The organism is Enterococcus sp. AZ129 (assembly GCF_051714505.1).
Lineage (GTDB): Bacteria > Bacillota > Bacilli > Lactobacillales > Enterococcaceae > Enterococcus > Enterococcus faecalis.
On record NZ_JBIORY010000001.1, the window covers coordinates 1,763,097 to 1,785,532 of the forward strand.

The 22,436-nt window shown below is 38.6% G+C and carries 22 protein-coding genes and 1 other RNA gene; 4 read left to right on the plus strand and 19 right to left on the minus strand.

The window, feature by feature from the left end; genetic code table 11:
- Positions 1–177 precede the first annotated feature (177 nt).
- The 18 genes from eno to IGJ90_RS08880 form a co-directional block, all read right to left on the minus strand.
- Positions 178–1,476, minus strand: a complete 1,299-nt coding sequence (gene eno / locus IGJ90_RS08795; protein WP_002357098.1) for a phosphopyruvate hydratase — start codon at positions 1,474–1,476, stop codon at positions 178–180.
- Between the two features lie 131 nt (positions 1,477–1,607).
- Entirely contained in the window at positions 1,608–2,363 is a 756-nt protein-coding gene (gene tpiA, locus IGJ90_RS08800) for a triose-phosphate isomerase (protein WP_002362045.1), read from the minus strand.
- Positions 2,364–2,411: 48 nt separating this feature from the next.
- A complete protein-coding gene (locus IGJ90_RS08805) occupies positions 2,412–3,605 on the minus strand; it encodes a phosphoglycerate kinase (protein WP_438768001.1) in 1,194 nt (397 codons plus the stop codon).
- 126 nt (positions 3,606–3,731) lie between these two features.
- Complete coding sequence (gene gap / locus IGJ90_RS08810; RefSeq protein ID WP_002357093.1) at positions 3,732–4,733, minus strand: type I glyceraldehyde-3-phosphate dehydrogenase; 1,002 nt, start codon at positions 4,731–4,733, stop codon at positions 3,732–3,734.
- Between the two features lie 39 nt (positions 4,734–4,772).
- Positions 4,773–5,810, minus strand: coding sequence for a sugar-binding transcriptional regulator (locus IGJ90_RS08815; RefSeq protein ID WP_002357092.1), 1,038 nt, complete (start codon positions 5,808–5,810; stop codon positions 4,773–4,775).
- Between the two features lie 421 nt (positions 5,811–6,231).
- Positions 6,232–7,110 carry a YitT family protein gene (locus IGJ90_RS08820; RefSeq protein ID WP_002357090.1) on the minus strand — a complete coding sequence of 293 codons (879 nt, stop codon included), beginning with the start codon at positions 7,108–7,110 and terminating at the stop codon, positions 6,232–6,234.
- Between the two features lie 142 nt (positions 7,111–7,252).
- Entirely contained in the window at positions 7,253–7,822 is a 570-nt protein-coding gene (locus tag IGJ90_RS08825; protein ID WP_252654238.1) for a TIGR01440 family protein, read from the minus strand.
- The gene (locus IGJ90_RS08830; protein ID WP_002357086.1) at positions 7,819–8,325 is read right to left on the minus strand and encodes an ECF transporter S component; all 507 of its coding nucleotides are present in this window, start codon (positions 8,323–8,325) and stop codon (positions 7,819–7,821) included. Before IGJ90_RS08830 ends, IGJ90_RS08825 begins: the two co-directional genes overlap by 4 nt.
- Positions 8,309–9,145 (minus strand): bifunctional hydroxymethylpyrimidine kinase/phosphomethylpyrimidine kinase, encoded by an 837-nt coding sequence (locus tag IGJ90_RS08835; protein WP_002394562.1) that lies wholly within the window; start codon positions 9,143–9,145, stop codon positions 8,309–8,311. The genes IGJ90_RS08830 and IGJ90_RS08835 overlap by 17 nt, the downstream gene beginning before the upstream one ends.
- 149 nt (positions 9,146–9,294) lie before the next feature.
- Positions 9,295–11,064, minus strand: coding sequence for an aspartate--tRNA ligase (aspS, locus tag IGJ90_RS08840; protein ID WP_002366881.1), 1,770 nt, complete (start codon positions 11,062–11,064; stop codon positions 9,295–9,297).
- A gap of 17 nt (positions 11,065–11,081) precedes the next feature.
- On the minus strand, positions 11,082–12,383 hold the full coding sequence (hisS, locus tag IGJ90_RS08845; RefSeq protein ID WP_002366882.1) for a histidine--tRNA ligase: 1,302 nt from the start codon (positions 12,381–12,383) through the stop codon (positions 11,082–11,084).
- Complete coding sequence (locus IGJ90_RS08850; RefSeq protein ID WP_002383130.1) at positions 12,380–12,601, minus strand: hypothetical protein; 222 nt, start codon at positions 12,599–12,601, stop codon at positions 12,380–12,382. Before IGJ90_RS08850 ends, hisS begins: the two co-directional genes overlap by 4 nt.
- A gap of 139 nt (positions 12,602–12,740) precedes the next feature.
- Positions 12,741–13,187, minus strand: a complete 447-nt coding sequence (gene dtd, locus IGJ90_RS08855; RefSeq protein WP_002366883.1) for a D-aminoacyl-tRNA deacylase — start codon at positions 13,185–13,187, stop codon at positions 12,741–12,743.
- 23 nt (positions 13,188–13,210) lie between these two features.
- Positions 13,211–15,424, minus strand: coding sequence for a RelA/SpoT family protein (locus tag IGJ90_RS08860; RefSeq protein WP_002366884.1), 2,214 nt, complete (start codon positions 15,422–15,424; stop codon positions 13,211–13,213).
- Between the two features lie 214 nt (positions 15,425–15,638).
- A complete protein-coding gene (locus IGJ90_RS08865; protein WP_104659670.1) occupies positions 15,639–16,391 on the minus strand; it encodes a 16S rRNA (uracil(1498)-N(3))-methyltransferase in 753 nt (250 codons plus the stop codon).
- A 1-nt stretch (position 16,392) separates the two neighbouring features.
- Entirely contained in the window at positions 16,393–17,340 is a 948-nt protein-coding gene (prmA, locus tag IGJ90_RS08870; RefSeq protein WP_002366887.1) for a 50S ribosomal protein L11 methyltransferase, read from the minus strand.
- A 15-nt stretch (positions 17,341–17,355) separates the two neighbouring features.
- A complete protein-coding gene (locus IGJ90_RS08875) occupies positions 17,356–17,841 on the minus strand; it encodes a DUF3013 family protein (protein ID WP_010713278.1) in 486 nt (161 codons plus the stop codon).
- A complete protein-coding gene (locus tag IGJ90_RS08880) occupies positions 17,798–18,475 on the minus strand; it encodes a DNA-3-methyladenine glycosylase (RefSeq protein WP_002366889.1) in 678 nt (225 codons plus the stop codon). The genes IGJ90_RS08875 and IGJ90_RS08880 overlap by 44 nt, the downstream gene beginning before the upstream one ends.
- 128 nt (positions 18,476–18,603) lie before the next feature.
- Here IGJ90_RS08880 and IGJ90_RS08885 point away from each other — a divergent pair, with 128 nt between their 5' ends.
- The 4 genes from IGJ90_RS08885 (at position 18,604) to IGJ90_RS08900 (ending at position 21,137) form a co-directional block, all read left to right on the plus strand.
- Positions 18,604–19,881, plus strand: a complete 1,278-nt coding sequence (locus IGJ90_RS08885; protein WP_002366890.1) for a replication-associated recombination protein A — start codon at positions 18,604–18,606, stop codon at positions 19,879–19,881.
- 72 nt (positions 19,882–19,953) lie between these two features.
- Positions 19,954–20,147: non-coding RNA, 6S RNA (gene ssrS / locus IGJ90_RS08890), on the plus strand.
- A 7-nt stretch (positions 20,148–20,154) separates the two neighbouring features.
- Positions 20,155–20,487 carry a hypothetical protein gene (locus IGJ90_RS08895; protein WP_002357068.1) on the plus strand — a complete coding sequence of 111 codons (333 nt, stop codon included), beginning with the start codon at positions 20,155–20,157 and terminating at the stop codon, positions 20,485–20,487.
- Between the two features lie 176 nt (positions 20,488–20,663).
- On the plus strand, positions 20,664–21,137 hold the full coding sequence (locus IGJ90_RS08900; RefSeq protein WP_002357065.1) for a universal stress protein: 474 nt from the start codon (positions 20,664–20,666) through the stop codon (positions 21,135–21,137).
- A gap of 111 nt (positions 21,138–21,248) precedes the next feature.
- Here IGJ90_RS08900 and IGJ90_RS08905 read toward each other — a convergent pair whose 3' ends face one another.
- Positions 21,249–22,436 (minus strand): acetate/propionate family kinase, encoded by a 1,188-nt coding sequence (locus tag IGJ90_RS08905; RefSeq protein WP_002357064.1) that lies wholly within the window; start codon positions 22,434–22,436, stop codon positions 21,249–21,251.

Sequence of the window (22,436 nt, forward strand, 5' to 3'; positions counted from 1 at the left end):
AACAAGTGATTATAGAGCGATGTACGGTTGAAGTTATTTCTAATCTATTTTTTTCAATATTTTTATAAATATAAAAAAACACGCCTTTCTTTACAGAAAGGCGTGTTTTTACGTCCGAGTATAAGGAGAATTGGTTCATTAACCAATTGTCCCTTTAAGCGTTATTCATTAAATGAATTATTTGTTTTTTAAGTTGTAGAAAGATTTTAAGCCTTTGTATTCAGCTACATCGCCTAATTGATCTTCAATACGTAATAATTGGTTGTATTTAGCAATACGGTCAGTACGGCTTAATGAACCAGTTTTGATTTGGCCAGCGTTTGTTGCAACAGCGATATCAGAGATTGTTGAATCTTCTGTTTCACCAGAACGGTGAGATACAACTGCAGTGTAGCCAGCTTCTTTAGCCATTTCGATTGCTTCAAATGTTTCAGTTAAAGTACCGATTTGGTTAACTTTGATTAGGATTGAGTTAGCGATACCTTTTTCGATACCTTCAGCTAATTTAGTTGTGTTTGTTACGAATAAATCGTCACCAACTAATTGAACTTTGTCGCCTAATACTTCAGTTAATTTTTTGAATCCGTCCCAGTCGTTTTCGTCTAAGCCGTCTTCGATTGAAATGATTGGGTATTTAGAAACTAATTCTTCGTAGAACGCGATCATTTCTTCAGTTGTTTTTTCGCCTTCGCCTGAGTCAGCTAAAACGTAAACGCCTTTTTCTTTGTCGTAGAATTCTGAAGAAGCAGCATCCATAGCAAGAACAACGTCTTTACCAGGAACATAGCCAGCTTTTTCGATAGCTTCGATGATTACTTCGAAACCTTCTTCGTTTGAACCTAAGTTAGGAGCGAAACCACCTTCGTCACCTACTGAAGTAGCTAAGCCGCGACCTTTTAAGATTGAAGCTAATGCGTGGAATACTTCTGCACCCATACGTAAAGCTTCTTTGAATGTAGGCGCACCTACAGGCATGATCATGAATTCTTGGAAGTCAATACTGTTGTCAGCATGTGATCCACCGTTGATGATGTTCATCATTGGAGTTGGTAATACTTTTGTATTGAATCCGCCTAAGTAGTGATATAAAGGCACTTCTAGGTAATCAGCAGCAGCACGAGCTACGGCGATAGACACACCAAGAATAGCGTTAGCACCTAATTTACCTTTGTTAGGAGTTCCATCTAAATCGATCATTGCTTTATCGATAGCCATTTGATCGCGTACATCGTAACCGATGATTGCTTCAGCAATGATGTTGTTTACGTTATCTACAGCTTTAGTAACACCTTTACCTAAGTAACGAGCTTTGTCGCCATCACGTAATTCAACTGCTTCGTATTCACCAGTTGAAGCTCCTGAAGGAACCATTCCACGGCCGAAAGCTCCGCTTTCAGTGTAAACTTCTACTTCGATTGTTGGGTTACCGCGTGAGTCTAAGACTTCGCGTGCGTAAATATCAGTAATAATTGACATGTTTTGTCTCTCCTTTGAGTTTGTATTTATACTAAGGGGATTCCCTCATGTATGATTGTAGTTAATTCTCGCAAACTATGCAAACATTTTTTTGCAAAAGTCATTGAGAAAACGTTACCGTTAGTGATTTCTTATTTTACAGCATCTAATAAAGCTAGGAATGAGTCTGCTTCTAAGCTTGCGCCGCCGACTAAAGCACCGTCAACGTTTTCTTTTGCCATATATTCAGCGATGTTTTCTGGTTTAACAGAACCACCGTATTGAATACGAACAGCTTCAGAAACTTCTTTGCCGTATAATTTTTCAACTGTTGAACGAACAACACCACAGATTTCATCTGCAATATTAGCATCTGCAGATTTACCAGTTCCGATTGCCCAGATTGGTTCGTAAGCGATAACCATTGAAGCAACTTGTTCGTTTGATAAACCAACTAAGCCGTTAGTGATTTGACCTTCGATCCATTCCGCTGTTTTACCAGCTTCATACGTTTCTAAAGTTTCACCACAACAGAAGATTGGTGTCATACCATTTGCAAAGATTGCTTTGGCTTTTTTATTGATATCTTCATCTGTTTCGTGGAAATATTCGCGACGTTCAGAGTGTCCGATAATCACATAGTTTACACCTAAATCTGCAATTGCAGCTGGTGAGTTTTCACCAGTGAAGGCACCAGCGTTTTCCCAGTAGCAGTTTTGTGCAGCTAATTTCACTTCAGAATCTTTTAGGTTCCAAGCTAAAGGAGCTAAGAATAATGCTGGAGATCCAATCACAGCGTCAACAACGTCGTTTGATGGAACAGCATTTTTTACTGCTTCTGCAAAGCTTTGTGCTTCGCTTAAAGTTTTGTTCATTTTCCAGTTACCAGCGATAATTGGTTTGCGCATGAAAAGCACATCCTTTTCTTTTTTTAAAAATATTGTCTTTTAAACTGATTATTTATCGTTAATAGAAGCTAAACCTGGTAAAGTTTTGCCTTCTAATAATTCTAAACTTGCTCCGCCACCTGTTGAGATGTGAGAGAATTTGTTTTCGTAGCCTAATTGAATTGCTGCAGCAGCAGAGTCCCCGCCACCGATGATTGTTGTTGCGTCTTCTAAATTAGCAATCGCTTCACAAACACCAATTGTTCCTTTGGCAAAGTTACTCATTTCAAATACGCCCATTGGACCATTCCAAACAACTGTTTTCGCACCTTGTAATTCGTTAGCGAATAATTCAATTGTTTTTTCACCGATATCCAAGCCTTCTTCATCATCTGGGATTTCAGTTGAAGGAACCGTGTGGAAAGGAGCGTCATTGCTGAATTCTTTAGAGACAACTGTATCAACCGGTAAAACTAATTTGTCGCCAGCTTTTTCCATTAAGCTTTTCGCTAAGTCCACTTTATCTTCTTCAAGTAAAGATAAACCAACACTATAGCCTTGTGCTTTCATGAATGTGTAAGCCATACCGCCACCGATTAAAATTTTATCGGCTTTTTCAATTAGGTTTTCAATGACAGCGATTTTGTCAGAAACTTTTGCGCCACCCAAGATTGCTACGAATGGACGTTTTGGATTTTCAACAGCTTCGCCGATGAATTTAATTTCTTTTTCCATTAAGAAACCAGCAACTGTTGGGATACCAGTTGAAGCAATTCCAACGTTTGAGGCATGTGCACGGTGTGCAGTACCAAAAGCATCATTGACAAATACATCGCCTAAAGAAGCCCAGTATTTACCCAATTCAGCGTCATTGCCGCTTTCTTTTTTGCCGTCAACATCTTCAAAACGAGTGTTTTCAAATACTAAAACGTCGCCGTCTTTCATATCGTTAACAGCGTCTTCTAATTCTTTACCACGTGTTTCTGGAACAAAAGTAACTGGTTGACCTAGTAATTCGCTTAAACGTTCAGCCACTGGTTTTAATGATTTGCCAGCTTTGTCTTCTTCTGTTTTTACACGACCTAAATGAGAGAAAAGAATTGCTTTTCCGCCATTTTCAATCACGTATTTGATTGTTGGTAAAGCCGCTACGATACGATTATCGTTTGTGATCACGCCATCTTTTAACGGAACGTTAAAGTCAACACGGACAAGGACTTTTTTGTCTTTTAAATCTACATCTTTAATTGTCTTTTTAGCCATGAGTAGACCTCCTGTATTGTCAATTTTAGGATTTTTCTTTTTTAAAAAAAGAAAGCGGAGAAGCGCGTTGCTTCCCCGCTTATTATTTCACAATTGTTCAAATTTCACTAATGATAAGAATGAATCTTATAAGTTAGCGAAGTATTCTAAAGTACGAACTAATTGAGCAGTGTATGACATTTCGTTGTCATACCAAGCAACAGTTTTAACTAATTGTTTGTCGCCAACTGTCATAACTTTTGTTTGAGTTGCATCGAATAATGAACCGTAAGTCATACCTACGATATCAGAAGAAACGATTTCGTCTGTGTTATAACCATAAGATTCGTTAGCAGCTTTTTCCATTACTGCATTTACTTCATCAACAGTAACTTCTTTGTCTAATACAGTAACTAATTCAGTTAATGAACCAGTAGCTACAGGAACACGTTGAGCAGCGCCATCTAATTTACCGTTCAATTCTGGGATTACTAAGCCGATTGCTTTAGCAGCACCAGTTGAGTTAGGTACGATGTTTGCAGCAGCAGCGCGCGCACGACGGAAGTCGCCTTTAGGATGTGGTCCGTCTAATGTCATTTGGTCACCTGTGTAAGCGTGGATAGTTGTCATTAAACCTTCAACAACACCAAAGTTGTCATGTAAAGCTTTAGCCATTGGAGCTAAGCAGTTTGTAGTACAAGAAGCGCCTGAAATTACAGTTTCTTCTCCAGTTAATGTTTCATGGTTTGTGTTGTAAACGATTGTTGGTACATCGTTACCACCAGGAGCTGAAATAACTACACGTTTTGCACCAGCAGTTAAATGTTTTTCAGCAGCTTCTTTAGAAGTAAAGAAACCAGTACATTCTAAAACGATGTCTACGCCTAATTCGCCCCATGGTAATTCTTCAGGGTTACGGTTAGCTAAAACTTTGATTTCTTTGCCGTTAACGTTGAATGAACCTTCGTGAACTTCAACTGTACCGTTGAAACGGCCTTGAGTTGTGTCATATTTTAACAAGTGTGCTAACATTTTAGCATCTGTTAAGTCGTTGATTGCAACTACTTCGATTCCTTCTACATCTTGGATACGACGGAAAGCTAAGCGTCCGATACGTCCAAATCCATTAATACCTACTTTAACTGTCATTAAAGATTTCCTCCTTATGAAAATCAAAAATTTTTTATTTTAAAGGGTTACCCCTTTTAAAATCTCGTTTGCAGCAGCTTCATCTGTGATGAGCCACGTTTGTTTTGGTGCATTTTTCATATATGCGCGAATGGCTTTGGCTTTCGTTTTGCCGCCCGCAATTGCGACGACATAGGGAATTTCTTGTAAGTTTTTTAATTGAAGACCAATTCGTGGAATTTTATAGACCACTTTTCCTTCTTCATCAAAGAAATAACCGAACGATTCTGCCACGGCATTTTTTTGTTTGAGCATAACCATTTCGTCATCAGACATTTTTCGGCGTGCCGCCATGTGCAACGCTCGACCAATACTGTGCACCACACAGTTGGCATGACTAATTAACGTAAGAACTTCTTGAATCGAGGGTTCTTGTAATAAACTATTATACGTTTCACGACTCAATTGTTCTGGGACATATAACGCCCGGTAGTTACCACCCGTTTTGTTGGCCATTACAGCACTAATTGAATTGGCTTGGACAGAAACTGCTTCACCAATCCCTCCTCTGGCTGGAACAAACAAATTATGACGTTTTTCAGTTTCTAGTGATCCCATATTTTCGGCCACCATGGCCATTGTTGTCCCACCCATAACCGCAATTGTATTCTCACCATTTGGTAAGAGTAAATTCAGCGTATTGGTTAAGACATCTCCAAAGTCCGAAAGAACTTTCTTTTGGATATCACTATCTCCTGCAACAACGATACAACGTTGAATGCCAAAGTACTGTGTCATTTCTTTTTCGATTTGGTGCATGCCAAGCAATTGATTCATGACTAATTCTAAGCCTTGGTAGACTTCCAAACCGCGTTCTGTTAATGTCATTCCGCTTTTTGAAGGTTCAATCAGGTTGAGTTGCTTTAAAACATCTGTTTCTGTACGCAAGACTCGCTCTGTAATTCCCATCGTTTCTGATAAACTTCTACGTCCAATAGGTTGCATCCAATAAATATTGCGAAGAATTTGGAATCTTTCTTGTAATACATCGAGCATATCTGGAGCAACTGCTTCAATCATTTTAAATTCTTTTAACATGATGCGCTCCTTTTGTGGGCCGAAATATGTCCAAGTAAGACTGAAAACGACCTATGAACTTTAAAAAAATAGAATTGATGTTCGTTTTTCCTACTATTTATTCATAACAGTATTAAAAGTACTTATCAATTACACACTTAGTGTACCAGTTTTTTTAGGTCTTTTCAATAAAAATGATTCTTTTTTCATCGTTTTCTTTCAAATCCAAACAAAGCATTCGTTTGTGGGAAATAATAGCAACTTATTTCCGAATAATTAGATCTAATTAAACCAAAAGCAAAGGAATTCACGAACGTCTTTCAATTAACTTCTTGTTTAAATGGAAATTTCAGGTCCTCTCACAAAGCATTTTTTTACTTATTTTTCAAAAAAAAGCAACGAAAGAATAGACACAGCCATTCTCTCGTTGCTTCATATCCTTTTATTTGTAATCTTCTTCGTAAAAACGTCCTAAAATTTTAACATTATCTGAGATGCTGACAAAGGCATTCGGATCACTTTCTTTCATGGCTGCTTCTAAACTTGGCAACTCAAAGCGTGTCACAATAGTTAGCAAAACAGTTTGGCGGTCGTGGCGATATGCCCCTTCCGCTTCATGAATAATTGTAATACCGCGGCGCATTTTCTTTTGAATCTCATCCACGACTCGATCTGGGTTTTTGGTGACAATCATAACTTGCATTTTCTTTTGCTTAGTATAAACGGCATCTGTGACCTTCCCACTTACAAAAATTGATAACGCACTGTAGAACATGTACTGCCAGCCAAATAAATAACCTGCAACGAAGACAATTAGTGCGTTAAAATAAATTGAAATCGAGCCAACGGAACGCCCCGTTTTTTTCCGAATGGTAATGCTTAGAATATCTAAGCCCCCAGAAGAAACCCCGTTTTTTAAGACAAAACCAATTCCTGATCCAGAAATCGCCCCACCAAAAATAGCACAGATAATTGGATCTTGGGTCATCACCGTTTGCGGAACAATATGCATAAATAATGAAGTTAAAGTCACGGTAATGAAAGTAAAAATTGTAAACTTCTTACCTATTTTTTTCCACGCAATAAAGAATAACGGCACATTTAACAGATACAATGTAATGGAGACAGGCACATTAAAACCGACAATTTTTGTTGAGAGGGTTGTTAAAATTTGTGCCAAGCCTGTTAAGCCACTGGAATAAATATTTCCTGGTTGATAGAAAAAGTTCATGGCAATTGATGCAAGAATAGCATAGACAATCGACACAGAAAATTTTGTTGTATAGTCATGAACTGGCAGTCCGTCATAAATTTTTTTCATAAATAATAGCCTCGTTTCAGGTTTTCAATAAATTACATTTCTTTTCATATTATACGTGGTTTACCGAGAGAAAAAAAGAGATTCCTATAATAATTACGGAAGATTCATCAAATGTTTATAGAAATGAAAAAAGAACGAAATCTTAACGATTTCGTTCTTGGGTTGTTTCATAATGGGCTCTTGGTCCACCAATATATTTAGGACGAGAATATAATGCTGTAACATGAGCCGCACCTAACGTTCGAATGCTCAAGCGAAGAGGAACTTGCACATGTTTTACATGCATACCGATAGATGTATCGCCAATGTCAATCCCTGCTTGAGCAACAATATGCTCCACTTCCACAGGTTCATCAAAATTTTCAAAGGCAGCCACTGAACAAGAACCGCCAGCATGTAATTGCGGTACTACAGAGACAATTTCAAAGCCTTTTTCTTCAGCCACACGACGTTCCATCGCTAAAGCACGATTAATATGTTCGCATCCTTGGACAGCCAAAGAGATTCCTTTTTTATCTAATTGTTCAATTAAGGTTGAGACAATCCATTGTCCTACTTCGGCACTGGAATTTTTACCAATGACGCCACCTACTACCTCGCTAGTGGTACAACCTAAAACAAATAGGTCCCCTTTTTGTAAATTTCCTGCTGTAATGACTTCTTCTGTAATTGTCACTAACTGTTCTTTTAACATTTTTTCATCGATAGTCATTTGTTCATCCTTCTTTCTTCTAAACGACCATTTTTTGGTAACACACGTTTTAATGTTTGACTAAGAGGCAATGCTACAATCACCCCAAATAAGGATTGAATGATATTCCCTGGTAATGAGGCAATCCCCGCACCCACGCCGTAAAGCCAGCTAGTCGCTAAAGCATACCCGCTAATCATGAGGAGACTGGCTAAAAGTAATCCTAGCGTTTGCATCTTTTTATTTTTATTAAAGAAGTGCCCTGCTAACCAACCTTGTCCGCCATGAATCAATAACGAAAAAACGAACCATTGTGGATAGCCTGACAATAAATCAATTAAACCACCGCTTAAAGCTCCGACTGTCAAGCCACCAATCGGACCAAAAAGTAAACTAGCAATGTAAATCCCTGCATCCGCCAATGTAACAAAGCCATTTGTTGCTGGGACGGGGATAATAAAGACCATTGACACAGCCACTGTTAAAGCGGTAATTACTGCATATAGACTAATTTTTCTTGTCATTATCCGCCACACCTCCTGCTAGTAATCCTTCATGCCACACACTTCCAAAAGCTGCATTTAGCTGGACCCCAGAAACAATGGCTTCATGAACGTATGTTTTTGCTAAATCAACTGCTTCAATTAACGGATATCCTTTAACTAAATTCGCACCAATTGCAGAGGCAAAGGAACAACCAGCGCCATCAATGGTGTGGGCCATTACTTTTTCTTTGACCAATTGAATATGTTGTTGTCCATCATAAAAAAAGTCACGTGCTTCTTGGCCAAGCCAACGATTACCACCTTTAATCACCACCGTTGCCGCTCCTAAAGAGTTTAACTCTTCCGCCGCTTGTTGAACTTCTTCGACGGTTGTTAATTTTCTGCCAATGAGTAATTCTGCTTCTTTTAAATTAGGCGTTATAATCGTTGCAAATGGAAAAAGTTTTTCAATCAATAACTGCATGTATCTTTTTTCATAAACTGAAGTCGTTTCTTTAAAAGCCAAGACAGGATCCAACACCACCGGCAGACCTGCGTGCTTTTTCAAAAAGGTTGCAATTTGTAACATACTTTCTTCACTGTGAATCAAGCCAATCTTGATGCCGTCTAAACTCCCGGCAGGTATGGAAGCGAGTTGCTCTTTCACCAAAGAAGTCTCCAGGTCATGAATCTGAAAATGATTCTTGGGGGCTGTAGCAAGGCAAGTTAAAGTTGATAAGCCAAAGACTTGATGATTTTCAAACGTTTTTAAATCTGTTTGAATCCCGCCACCTGAAAAAGGATCGGAACCGCCAATTGTTAAAATTATTTTTGTCATTTGTTTCGCTCCTTTATGCACTCAGTTATCATACAAAGTTTTCTAAAAAGAAAAAACAGCCAATTGGCAGATTTTTAGCTCAGCCACTTTTTATTTTGTTATCCTTTTCCTTCCCAAAGAAAGAGTGACCTCATCCGTCAATGAAGTCACTCTTTCTTTAGATTTAACATTTATTCGTCAATGGCTGTTACATCAATGTTTAATTCAAACAATTGTAATGGAGAAACTAAACTTGGTGCGTTGTTCATTGGGTCAATTGCTTTCCCGTTTTTAGGGAAGGCAATCACTTCACGAATATTTTCTTCCCCAGCCAATAGCATTGCTAAGCGGTCTAGCCCTAAAGCAATCCCTCCATGTGGCGGGAAGCCGTAATCTAATGCGTCTAGCAAGAAACCAAATTGGTCTTGTGCTTCTTCTTTTGTAAAACCTAACGTTTCAAACATTTTTTCTTGTAATTCTCGTGTATGGATCCGTAATGAGCCACCGCCTAATTCGTAGCCGTTTAAGACAACATCGTAAGCTTCAGCATACACAGAGGCTGGGTCTATTGCTAAGCGGGCCACATCCTCTGCTTTTGGTTGTGTAAATGGATGATGAGCAGAAACATAGCGGCCAGCTTCTTCATCATATTCAAACAACGGCCAATCCACAATCCATAAGAAATTGAATTTCGATTCATCAATTAAACCTAATTCTTTACCTAAACGTGTACGTACCGCACCTAAAGCAGCGGCTACGATTTCAGGTTTATCGGCACCAAACATTAAAATATCACCGACTTCTGCATTGGTAGCAGCAATTAATTCATCACTAACTTCTGTTAAGAATTTAGCAATTGGTCCTTTTAAGCCATCTTCTTCAACTTTTAACCAAGCTAAGCCTTTTGCGCCAAATTGACTCACATACTTACCTAAGTTATCCATATCTTTACGAGAATACTTATCTGCGGCGCCTTTTGCATTTAAAGCCTTCACATGTCCGCCATTTTCCAACGCTGCTTGGAAAACTTTGAAGTCTACGTCTTTCACTACATCTGCGACATCAATTAATTCCATAGCAAAACGAGTGTCAGGTTTATCGCTACCATAGCGTGCCATTGCTTCATCATAGCTCATTCGTGGAAACGGAACAGAAATCTCAATTCCTTTTGTCTCTTTCATCACTTCAGCCAACATATTTTCTGTATATGTTTGAATTTCTTCTGGTGTTAAAAAGGTCGTTTCGATATCGATTTGTGTAAATTCTGGCTGACGGTCGCCTCGTAAATCTTCATCACGGAAACAACGAACGATTTGGTAATAGCGATCGAAGCCTGCCCCCATTAATAATTGTTTAAAGAGTTGTGGTGATTGTGGTAAAGCATAAAAATGACCGGCATGGACACGAGAAGGAACCAAATAATCGCGAGCGCCTTCTGGTGTTGATTTGCCTAAATAAGGGGTTTCAATGTCTAAAAAGTCATGATTATCTAAATAGTGACGGATTGTTTTCGTTACTTGGTGACGTAATTTAATGTTGTTTGTCATTGATGGACGACGTAAATCTAAATAACGATATTTCATGCGCAATTCGTCATTAACGTTATTATCATCTTCAATGGTAAATGGCGTTGTTTTCGCAGTATTTAAAATCGTAATGTCAGTCGCCATCACTTCAAACTCGCCAGTTTTCATTTTGGGATTAATCGCTTCTTTATCACGATAAACGACTTGACCTTTAACTTCGATGACGTATTCACTACGACATTTATCAGCAATTTCCCATGCTTCTTTTGACTTTTCTGGGTTAAAGACCACTTGGACGATTCCTTCACGGTCACGTAAATCAATAAAGATAACACCTCCTAAGTCACGACGTTTTTGAACCCATCCTTTTAATACAACTTCTTTTTCAATAAATTCGGCAGATACATTGCCGCAATAGGTTGTGCGTTTTGCCATTTCTCAATCTCTCCTTTTTATTCTTCAATCATTTTTGTCATCATTTCGTCATACACTTCATCAAATGAATCATGAATAGCACTTAACGGGAAGGCTTTTTCTTCGCGTGTTGCCATTGATTTTACGTTGACAATGCCTTCATTCAATTCATTTTCACCGATTGTTAAAACTAATTTTGCTTGTAATTTATCGGCCGTTTTAAATTGCGCTTTTGGTTTGCGATTCATGTAATCACGATCAGCTGAGAAACCAAAGTTACGAATGCTTTGAACAAGTTGCAAAGCTGCGACGTTGGTGTCTGAACCAATCCCAACCACATATGCGTCTAATTCAGATAACGCTGGAATCACAACTTCTTCAGCTTCCATTGTTAACAACACTCGCTCAATGCCCATACCAAAACCAAAACCTGGTGTGTCTGGGCCGCCTAATTCTTCAACTAAACCATTGTATCGGCCTCCTGCACAAATAGTTGATTGCGCACCCATTTTAGGCGCTTCACTCATAATTTCAAAAATTGTGTGTGTGTAATAATCCAGGCCGCGAACCATATTACTATCAATTTCATAAGGAATTTCTAGTAAATCTAACATATCAGTTACTGCTTCAAAATGTGCTTTAGATGGTTCATTTAAATAATCTAAAATGGAGGGCGCTTCTGCGACAATCACCTTATCTTTTTTATCTTTGCTGTCTAACACCCGCAATGGATTTTCGTGTAAGCGACGTTGTGAATCCTCGCTTAATTCTGCCATATGGGGCTCTAAATAATCAATTAATGCTTGACGGTACGTAGCACGTGTTTCTTTATCCCCTAAGGAATTAATGACTAATTTGATTTGTTGGATGCCTAATTGTTTGAAGAAATCCAAAGCCATAGCCATGATTTCAACATCCAATGCTGGGTTTTCACTACCAAATGCTTCCACACCAATTTGATGGAATTGACGCAAACGACCAGCTTGTGGGCGTTCATAGCGGAACATCGGCCCCATGTAATAGGTTTTATATGGTTTCGTATATTCCGGACCATATAATTTATTTTCAACGAAGGCCCGAACAATTGGCGCTGTCCCCTCAGGACGTAGCGTCACGTGACGATCTCCTTTATCATAAAAATCATACATTTCTTTTGAAACAATATCTGTAGTATCGCCAACACTGCGAGATATCACTTCATAATGTTCAAAAATCGGGGTTCTGATTTCTTGGTATTGATAATCTTTAAAAATCAAACGAGCTGTTTCTTCCACAAATTGCCATTTTTCAGAAGTTCCTGGCAAAATATCGTTTGTTCCTTTTGGTTTTTGATAACTCATTGTCTTTCTCTCCTTCTATCATTCCACAAAAATGTGTGCGCCATTTTCTTTTTTCTAAAAATGAAAAAAGCCCTTGTATGTTGAACATACAAGGGCGTAAAAGTCTCTTTTACACGGTACCACCTAGTTTTGAAAGATTTTACTCTTTCCTCAACGATTAACGCTCGTAACGGGACGGCTTTTCTTCCGTCCATCTCCAGAATGTCTTTCACTTTCACTGTTGAAGTTGCTCTCAGCCACGGCAACTCTCTCTTCGCAGACAGATGAAACTTACTCGTTCCTTCGTAGATTTTTAATATTATCTATAAACTACTAAAGTTCTCTTAGAAAGTCAAGGGGTTCCGACAGGAAAATCAATTATTTTTCTCGTGTATCAATCACAATGGTCACTGGACCATCATTGTTCAACGACACTTGCATATCCGCGCCAAATTCTCCTGTGGCTACCGCTATTCCTTCTGCTTCTAATTGTTGATTAAATAATTCATACAAAGGAATCGCCACATCTGGACGAGCCGCTTCAATAAAACTGGGACGATTGCCTTTTTTAGTTTTTGCATAGAGGGTAAATTGAGAGATACTCAAAATTGATCCTTCAATCTCTTGAATACTGCGATTCATTTTTCCTTCGTCATCTTCAAAAACACGTAATTTACTGATTTTGCCAACAACATAAGCCACATCTTCTGGCGTGTCTTCTTGATGGATGCCCACCAGCACCATGAAGCCTTGTTTGATTTGTCCCACTATCTGCTCTTCTATCGCAACTTGTGCTTGACTGACTCTTTGAATAACTACTTTCATCTTTTTTGCCTCACTTTTAACACTTACCCATTGGTTCGACGAACACTATAAACATCTGGTACACTTTTAATTTTGTCAACGATGGTTTTTAAATGAGAAAGGTTTTGAATTTTCACAGTGACATGAATCTGGGCCATCTTATCTTTGGATGGACGAGCTTCAACGCCAACTAAATTTTTTGTCATCGAACTAATGACTTGTAAAACATCACTCAGTAAGCCACTACGATCATAGCCGTAAATCTCCAAATCGGCAGCATATTCTTTGCGACTGTGCTCGGTATCTTCCCATTCAACTTCAATTAGACGTTGTGATAATTCTTCTTGATGTTGTACGTTAGGACAGTCCGCACGATGAATTGAAACGCCCCGTCCTTTGGTAATGTAACCAACGATTTCATCACCAGGCACTGGATTACAACAGCGGCTTAAACGAATCAATAGGTTGTCCACCCCTTGAATCACGATGCCGCCTTCATGACGAACTTTCATTTTTTCTGATTCTTTTTTAGCTGGCTGATTTAGCAACTCTTCTGCTTCTTGACGTTGGCGTTCCAACTCTTGTTCGCGGCGTTCTTTTTCTGTTAAACGATTGCACACTACTTGCGCACTTACTTCGCCATAACCTACTGCCGCAAATAAATCATCTTCCGTTTGAAATTTAAATTTATCTAGCACTTCCGCCATTTTATTCTTCGTTAAAAATTCTTTCGGTGTAAAGCCGATTTCTGTCATGTATTTAATGACAGCATCATGCCCTTTAATAATGTTATCTTCACGGTCTTGTTCTTTAAAGAAACGTTTGATTTTATTTTTGGCTTTACTTGTTTTAACCATTTTCAGCCAGTCGCGACTAGGTCCGAAAGAATTCGGTGATGTTAGGACTTCAATAATATCCCCATTTTTTAGGACATAGTCTAACTGTACCATTTTGCCGTTGACCTTCGCACCGGTTGTTTTATTCCCAATTTCAGTATGGATACTGTAGGCAAAATCTAGTGGTCCGGAGCCTTTTGGCAGTTCGGTTACATCTCCACTTGGCGTAAAGACATAGACTTTGTCACTAAAAATGTCTTCTTTCACACCTTGCATAAATTCAGAAGCATCATAGCTTTCATCTTGTAATTCAATAATTTCATGGAACCAATCGACTTGCTTCGTCAGTTCATCTGTTTCAATTTTTTCCGCTTTGCCTTCTTTATAGGCCCAGTGAGCTGCCACCCCAAATTCGGCGATTTGGTGCATCTCATGGGTCCGAATTTGGACCTCTACTGGATTCCCTTTTGGCCCAATAACTGTCGTATGGATAGATTGATACATATTCGCTTTTGGCATAGCAATATAATCTTTAAAGCGACCTGGCATTGGTGTCCAACGTGTATGAATCGCCCCTAACACGGCATAGCAATCTTTAATGGAATCGACAATAACACGAATGGCTAATAAGTCATAGATTTCATTAAATTGTTTCTTTTGGTCCTTCATTTTACGATAGATTGAATAAATATGTTTTGGTCGACCATATATTTCTGCGTAAATTTCTAAATCTTCCGTAGCTAAACGAATATCTTCGACTGCTTCTGCCACATAAGCTTCACGTTCATCGCGTTTGCTTTGCATCAAATTAACAATTCGATAGTATTGGTTGGGGTTAATATAACGTAAGGCCGTATCTTCTAATTCCCATTTAATTCGACTAATCCCTAAGCGATGTGCTAAAGGCGCATAAATTTCTAAAGTTTCTTGTGCAATCCGTCGTTGCTTATCTTCACGTAAATGCTTTAATGTGCGCATATTGTGCAAACGATCGGCTAGTTTCACCATAATAACCCGTAAATCTTGCGCCATTGCCAATAACATTTTCCGATGATTTTCGGCTAATTGTTCTTCATGAGATTTATATTTAATTTTTCCTAGTTTCGTTACGCCATCGACTAACATTGCGATGTCTTCGCCAAATTCTTCTTTTAAATCGTCCAGTGTTACGTCCGTATCTTCGACAACATCATGTAAAAATCCTGTTGCTACAGTATGGGGATCCATATGTAATTCAGCCAGAATGCCTGCCACTTGAATCGGATGGATGATGTAAGGTTCACCTGATTGTCGGACTTGACCTTCGTGTGCTTTTTCAGCATAAGTTAATGCTTTTTGAACCAACTCAACATGTTCTGGTCCCATATAGGTACTTACAATTTTGATGACCGCTGGGCCTGTCAGTATTTCTTCTTTTGGCATGGTATTCACTCCTCTATGAAGGTGACCTTTGGATAAAGAACACTTCGTTCACGTTTTATCTATTTTAATAAAAAAGAAAAGTACCACTTGAAACAGTAGCACTTTCAACAACTCTATTATACTAAATTTCCCTTAAATTTCAATCACTGTCGCTTTTTTACTCTCTCTTTATTCAAAGAGAATGCCTACAAGAATTTTACAGGCGGGCTTTCGTTTAATTTAAAAGTTCCATTTGGTAGCTAACCGCACTTAAAAGATACAACGGTGCTGTTTCTGCTCGTAAAATTCTCGGACCCAACCCGCAAAGTTTCGCCCCAGCCTGCAGAAATTGTTCAATTTCTTGCGGTGCAAAGCCACCTTCAGGTCCAAAGAGCACACACAAACGTGCGCCTGGCTGGCAAGTGGATAACACTTGTGCTAATTGACTTTTTTCTCCTTGTTTTGCTGATTCTTCATACGCAACCAAGACTGTGTCATATGAGTCAAATTGCGCAATGATTTCTTGTGTTTTTTCCACCAAAGAAACAGTTGGTGTCTGCTGCCGATGCGATTGCTCCGCCGCTTCTGTGGCAATTTTTTGTAATCTTTTTTCTTTGGCTGCTCTTTTTTTGTGGTCCCATTTGACAACGGAAGTTTTCGCAGGAAAGCCGATAAACTGATTGCCACCTAGCTCCGTGCCTTTTTGAACAATCCATTCTAACTTGTCCCCTTTTGGTAACCCACACGCAATCGTCACTTCAATTGGCAATTCTTTGTCCATTTCTTCTTTACTAATTTCTTTAAAGTAAACAGATGTTGAATCAATTTCCACAATCTCAGCTAAAATGGCAGTTTTATTTTGAAATACTAAATAACAACGATCATTCGGCGTCATTCGCATAACTCGCACAATATGATGATAGTTTTCATCTGCGACTTTATACAAATCTTTTTCTTGATAATCTTCTTTCATGAAATACCGTTGCATTTTACTCTTCCTCTGGTTTCTTCAAGATAATCGCATACCAATCGCCTTGATTAAAGAGTTGGTCCACCACAAAACCGACTTTCGTTAGTGCTTCTAAAACCATTGCTTTTTTATCTTCAATAATTCCAGAAATAATGAAGGTACCGTCTTGTTTTAGCAAACGCCAAGCATCTTCAATCATTAACACAATAATATCTGCCAAAATATTTGCGACGATTACATCAGCAGAATGGTCAATCCCTTTTAGTAAATCATTGGCTGACACATGAACATCGGCCGCAATGGGATTTAAATCCATATTTTCTTTTGCCGCTGCAACTGCTACTTCATCTAAATCATATGCGTAGACGTCTTTAGCCCCTAAATAGCGACTTGCAATACTCAAAACACCAGAACCCGTTCCTACATCTAGAACTGTTTCGCCACCACGTAAAACAGTTTCTAAAGCTTGCAAGGTTAAACGAGTCGTTGGATGCGTGCCTGTACCGAAAGCCATGCCCGGATCCAATGTGATAATTTTTTCTGCTTCATCTTGTGGGTGATAGGCTTCCCAACTTGGAACAATCGTTAAGAATCGTGTGACACGGACAGGATGATAATATTTTTTCCAAGCAGTTGCCCAGTCGCTTTCTGCTACTTCACTAATTGTCATTTCGTTTTTACCAATGGATAAGCCGTACTCTGGCAAGCGTAAAATATTTTCTTTCATAAATGGTAAAATTTCTGGTAAGAAGGTTGTTTCAGGAAAATAAGCCATCACAATCGCCCCTTCTTTAATGTGGGTGAATTGCTCTTTATCTAAAATTTCCCCATACAGATCACTTTCAAAATTTTCAATGTCCAACGCATCTTCAATGGCCACACCACTTGCGCCAGCTTCCATCATAATGTTTGAAATTGCTTCAACTGCTTCGCTAGCCGTTTCTACTTTTACTTCTGTCCACTTCATGTTCTCACCTCTAAATTAATAACTTGGATACGCAATCCATTGTTCTTTTTCTGTTTCTGCCACTTTTTTAATCATCGCTTCAAAATCTGCTGGCTCCCAATGCAATTCAAAAACTTCCGCTGTTTCATCTGATAAAAAGTCTAACAAATCACTTTGCCCTTCATCTAAAACCACTTTTAAATAGTGAATGAATCCGTCTAAAACTGCTTTGCGTAGCCCTTTTTTTCCTTCATAAGGAATTGTGACTAAATACTCTTCGTCATCAACGACAGACTTTTGCGGATTGTAAAATAACAAACCATCTTCAAATTCAATGAATTCTTCTTCTGAAAGCGTACCATCAACATCATCAATCGCCACTTGCTCATTGTTTTCTGCATATAAACGAACAATGACTTCGATGGTATGGTTTTTGCGATCCCAATCAAGGCCTACTTCGTAATCTGCTAAGTGTTTTTCAAGTTGTTCCTCTAAGTATGTGAGCATTGTTGCTTTTTTCATTTTCTTCATCCTTCCAGCCAAAATCTATTTGGTCTACTGCTGTTCTTTTTTGTTTAGAAATATATGGATTGCCAGCCACGACGTATCTTAAAGGCAACTCTGTCCAACGACCTTTATTGGGAATCCCAATTCGTGGTAGTGCCTCAATTTTTTTCGGAAATTTTCGTTTTTCTGGCACGAGCCGTAACGAACTAGAAAAAATCGACTTCCCATATAATTGCTTATCAATTCCTAAGGCTGCAACTAATTTACCTGGTCCATTGGTCAATTCCACGCCTTGACGTCCTTGGCGATTTTCAATCATTTTGTCGACACCTTCAACAGGTTCAATCGCGCGGATCATCACCCCTTGTGGTTTGCCTTGTTCTTGTGTCACCATATTTAAAATTAAATGCGTGTGCATAGTATATAAATAAATCGTGCCTGGTTTGTCATACATGGCTTGTAAGCGTGGCGTTTTTCTCAAGCCAAAGCTATGGGCCGCCTCATCATCAGGACCTAAATAAGCTTCTGCATCCACAATGTACCCACCTAAAACGCCTGTTGCTGTTTCGTGCTCTAAATACATCCCTAACAAGTATTGTGCCACTTCTTCAGTTGTTTTTGTGTTAAAGATATTTATCGTTTCTTTCATTTCTTTCACCACTCCCTATCATACACGAAACCTTCCGCTATATCCATCTAAAACCCAAAAAACCACCAAAAAGCGAATGTACGTTCTTTATGTTATAATAAGATGATTATGAAAAAGGAGGTCCTTTTATGCAACAACCTTTAGCCTATCGAATGCGACCTCGTCACTTAGACGAAGTAGTTGGTCAACAACATTTAGTCGACCCTGGTAAAATTATTCGTCGGATGGTCGAAGCCAAAATGCTTTCATCGATGATTCTTTATGGGCCGCCTGGCACTGGAAAAACCAGTATTGCCAGCGCAATCGCTGGTTCAACAAATTATGCCTTTCGCATGTTGAACGCGGCCACAGACACCAAAAAGGATTTACAAATCGTTGCTGAAGAAGCCAAAATGAGTGGCACAGTGATTTTACTGCTTGATGAAATTCACCGATTAGATAAAACAAAACAAGATTTTTTGCTCCCTCATTTAGAAAACGGACGAATTATTATGATTGGAGCAACTACCGAAAATCCATATATTACAATTAACCCTGCGATTCGTAGTCGCACGCAAATTTTTGAAGTAAAGCCCTTAACAGAAACAGACATTCAGCAAGCGATTCAAGAAGCCTTAACCGATAGCACACGTGGCTTAGGCGATTATCCCGTCCACTTAGAAGAAAAAGCATTACAACATTTGACACGCGCAACGAACGGTGACTTACGTAGTGCGCTAAATGGACTAGAATTAGCTGTTAAATCAACACCCAAAAATGAACAAGGCGAAATTAAGATCACCTTACCGATTATTGAAGAGTGCGTGCAACGAAAAGCCTTAACGCATGATAAAGATGGCGATGCCCATTATGACGTGATTTCCGCTTTCCAAAAGTCAATTCGAGGAAGCGATGTAGATGCTGCACTTCATTATTTGGGTCGCTTAGTTGAAGCAGGTGATTTACCGATTATTTGTCGTCGTTTAATGGTCATTGCTTACGAGGATATCGGTCTTGGGAATCCTGCGGCCGCCGCTCGGACAGTCACCGCTGTTCAAGCCGCCGAAAAGCTAGGGTTTCCAGAAGCTAGGATTCCTCTAGCCAGTGTCGTCATTGATTTATGTTTATCGCCAAAATCAAATTCTGCAGTCACAGCGATTGATGCTGCTTTGGCAGATATTCGACAAGGCTCTGTGGGAGACGTTCCTGATCATTTGCGTGATGCCCACTATGCTGGAGCCAAAGAATTAAACCGTGGTATTGGTTATCAATATCCACATAATTTTGAAAACGGTTGGGTCAATCAGCAATACTTACCTGACAAATTAAAAGAGGCACGTTATTACGAACCGATCGATATTGGTAAATATGAACAAGCCTTACATCAGCAACTCAAGCGTATCCAAGAATGGAAACAGAAAAAATAACAAAATAATACGCTTTCAAAAAAAGAAACAATCTCGTTGCCGATTTTGAGAGAGTATGCTATTATAAAGATGGTAAATCTGTGATGTACGCGTTGTCCTTTCACTGTGTTGACCGAACATTTTTATTGATATCTAGGGATCCTGCTTGTATCAAAGTTGGTAACATGCCTTTTCTTTTGGTAGTTCAATACTGCGATCGAGGAACCCACCTGCTTATCTTGCGGGTTCAATACTCTAGGACGATTACCGGCATCGACGGATTTTACCATTTTTATGAAGATTTCTAAACAATTTGCTCTGGCAAGTTGTTTTTTTTTGGAGGACAAGATGATTCGTATACTCGTACTATTACTCGCCGTTGTCACAGGCGTAGCCAGTTATTATTTGATGAAGAAAAGTGCAGCTTTTTTACCACTCTTAAAAAAAGAAACTGCAACAGAAAGTCAACAGTTTATCGAACGTTTTGGGCGTTATTACTTGATTATCGCCATTCTAGGTGTTCTAGCGGCTATTTTTAATCGCCCGTTATTGTCAATTGGTTTTATCTTTTTTGTTTTATTACTTTCAACGTTGTTTAGTTTAACTTTTGCAAAAAAAATGTCATAAAAGACGATGAATTTAAAACTTCGTTCAAAAAGATTTTTTTGAACGAAGTTTTTTTTACAAAAAAATGCCAATATTCAGAAAAAAAGAAGCGGTTTCAGTTTCTTTTTTTCTTTGTTTGTTTTACAATTATTATAGAAACAATTAATGATTTTTTTACGCTGAAAGGAGCGGTTATTATGTTACAACAATATCAAAAAATTATGATAGCAATCGATGGTTCTGACGAAGCAGACTTAGCCTTTAAAAAAGCGGTCAACGTCGCTAAACGAAACGATGCTGAATTACTATTAGCACATGTTGTTGATACGCGCTCTTTCCAATCAGTGTCCTCTTTTGATGGTGCGCTAGCAGAAGAAGCAATGTCAATGGCAAAAGAAACCTTAGACACCTACCAACAACAAGCGGTGGATATGGGACAAACAAAAGTCTCTAGCGTTCTAGCCTATGGTTCTCCTAAGAACATTATTGCCAAAGAATTACCAAAAGAATACAACATTGATTTAATTATGTTAGGAGCAACTGGATTAAATGCCGTTGAGCGTTTATTTATTGGCTCTGTCTCTGAATCAGTTATCCGTAACGCTAGCTGCGATGTTCTCGTTGTACGGACGGATTTAGACAACAAATTACCAAAAAATGAAGAAAAATAAAGAATAAAAAGAAACTGAGCCAACTATCACTTTTGATAGTTGGCTCAGTTTCTTCTTATTTACCTATTAAGCACACCTTGTGAGAGCATCTCACAAGGTGTGTTCGTTTAATTATTTTAGACGTTCTACGTCACGGGCAATCATTAACTCTTCATCAGTTGGTACTAATAGAAGCTTGATTTTTGAATCATCAGTTGAGATAACTGCTTCTTCACCGTGTACATTATTTTTGTCATCATCGATTTCACAACCAAACCAAGTCATGCCATCAATAATATCTTTACGAACGCCAACTGCATTTTCACCGATTCCAGCAGTAAAGACAATCGCATCAACGCCATTCATAACAGTGACATAGCTACCAATGTATTTACGAATACGATCGATAAAAATGTTGTATGCTGTTTGAACTTCAGGTTTATCTAAGTTTGATTGAATATCACGCATGTCGCTTGATAAACCATTTGTTAAACCTAATAAACCAGATTTTTTGTTTAAAATATCAACCATGTCTTGTACATCAGTCAAGCCAAGTTTTGTCATTAAATAAGGCAATAGTGACGCATCAACATCCCCTGAACGAGTCCCCATTGTAACGCCAGCAAGAGGAGTGAAGCCCATTGATGTATCGACTGATTTACCACCATCAACTGCAGTGATTGAAGCACCATTTCCTAAGTGACAAGTGATAATTTTCAAGTCTTCAATTGGACGACCTAACATTTCTGCAGCACGTTGAGAGACATAACGATGACTTGTTCCATGTGCCCCATATTTACGTGCAGCAAATTTTTCATAGTATTCACGCGGTACACTATATAAATAGTTGTGTTCTGGCATTGTTGTGTGGAACGACGTATCAAAGACTGCCACGCTAATGATTTCTGGTAAGATATGTTTAAATGCTTTAATCCCCATTGCATTCGCTGGGTTGTGTAAAGGTGCTAATTCAGATAAAGCTTCAATTTTTTCTAATACTTCGTCTGTAATAACAACAGAATCTTTAAATTCTTCTCCACCAGCAACTACACGGTGACCAACACCAGTAATTTCATCATAAGAACCTAAAATGTTTAAGTCGATTAATTGGTCTAGTAACATTTTTACTGCCACTTCATGGTTATCAATATCAACAATTACTTCATATTTTTGTCCTTCACCATATTTAATTGTGAAGATAGAATCTTTTAAGCCAATACGTTCAACGATTCCTTTAGCGATCACTTCTTCATTTGGCATTTGGTATAATTGCCATTTTAAACTTGAACTACCTGCATTAATTGCAATTGTTTTAGACAT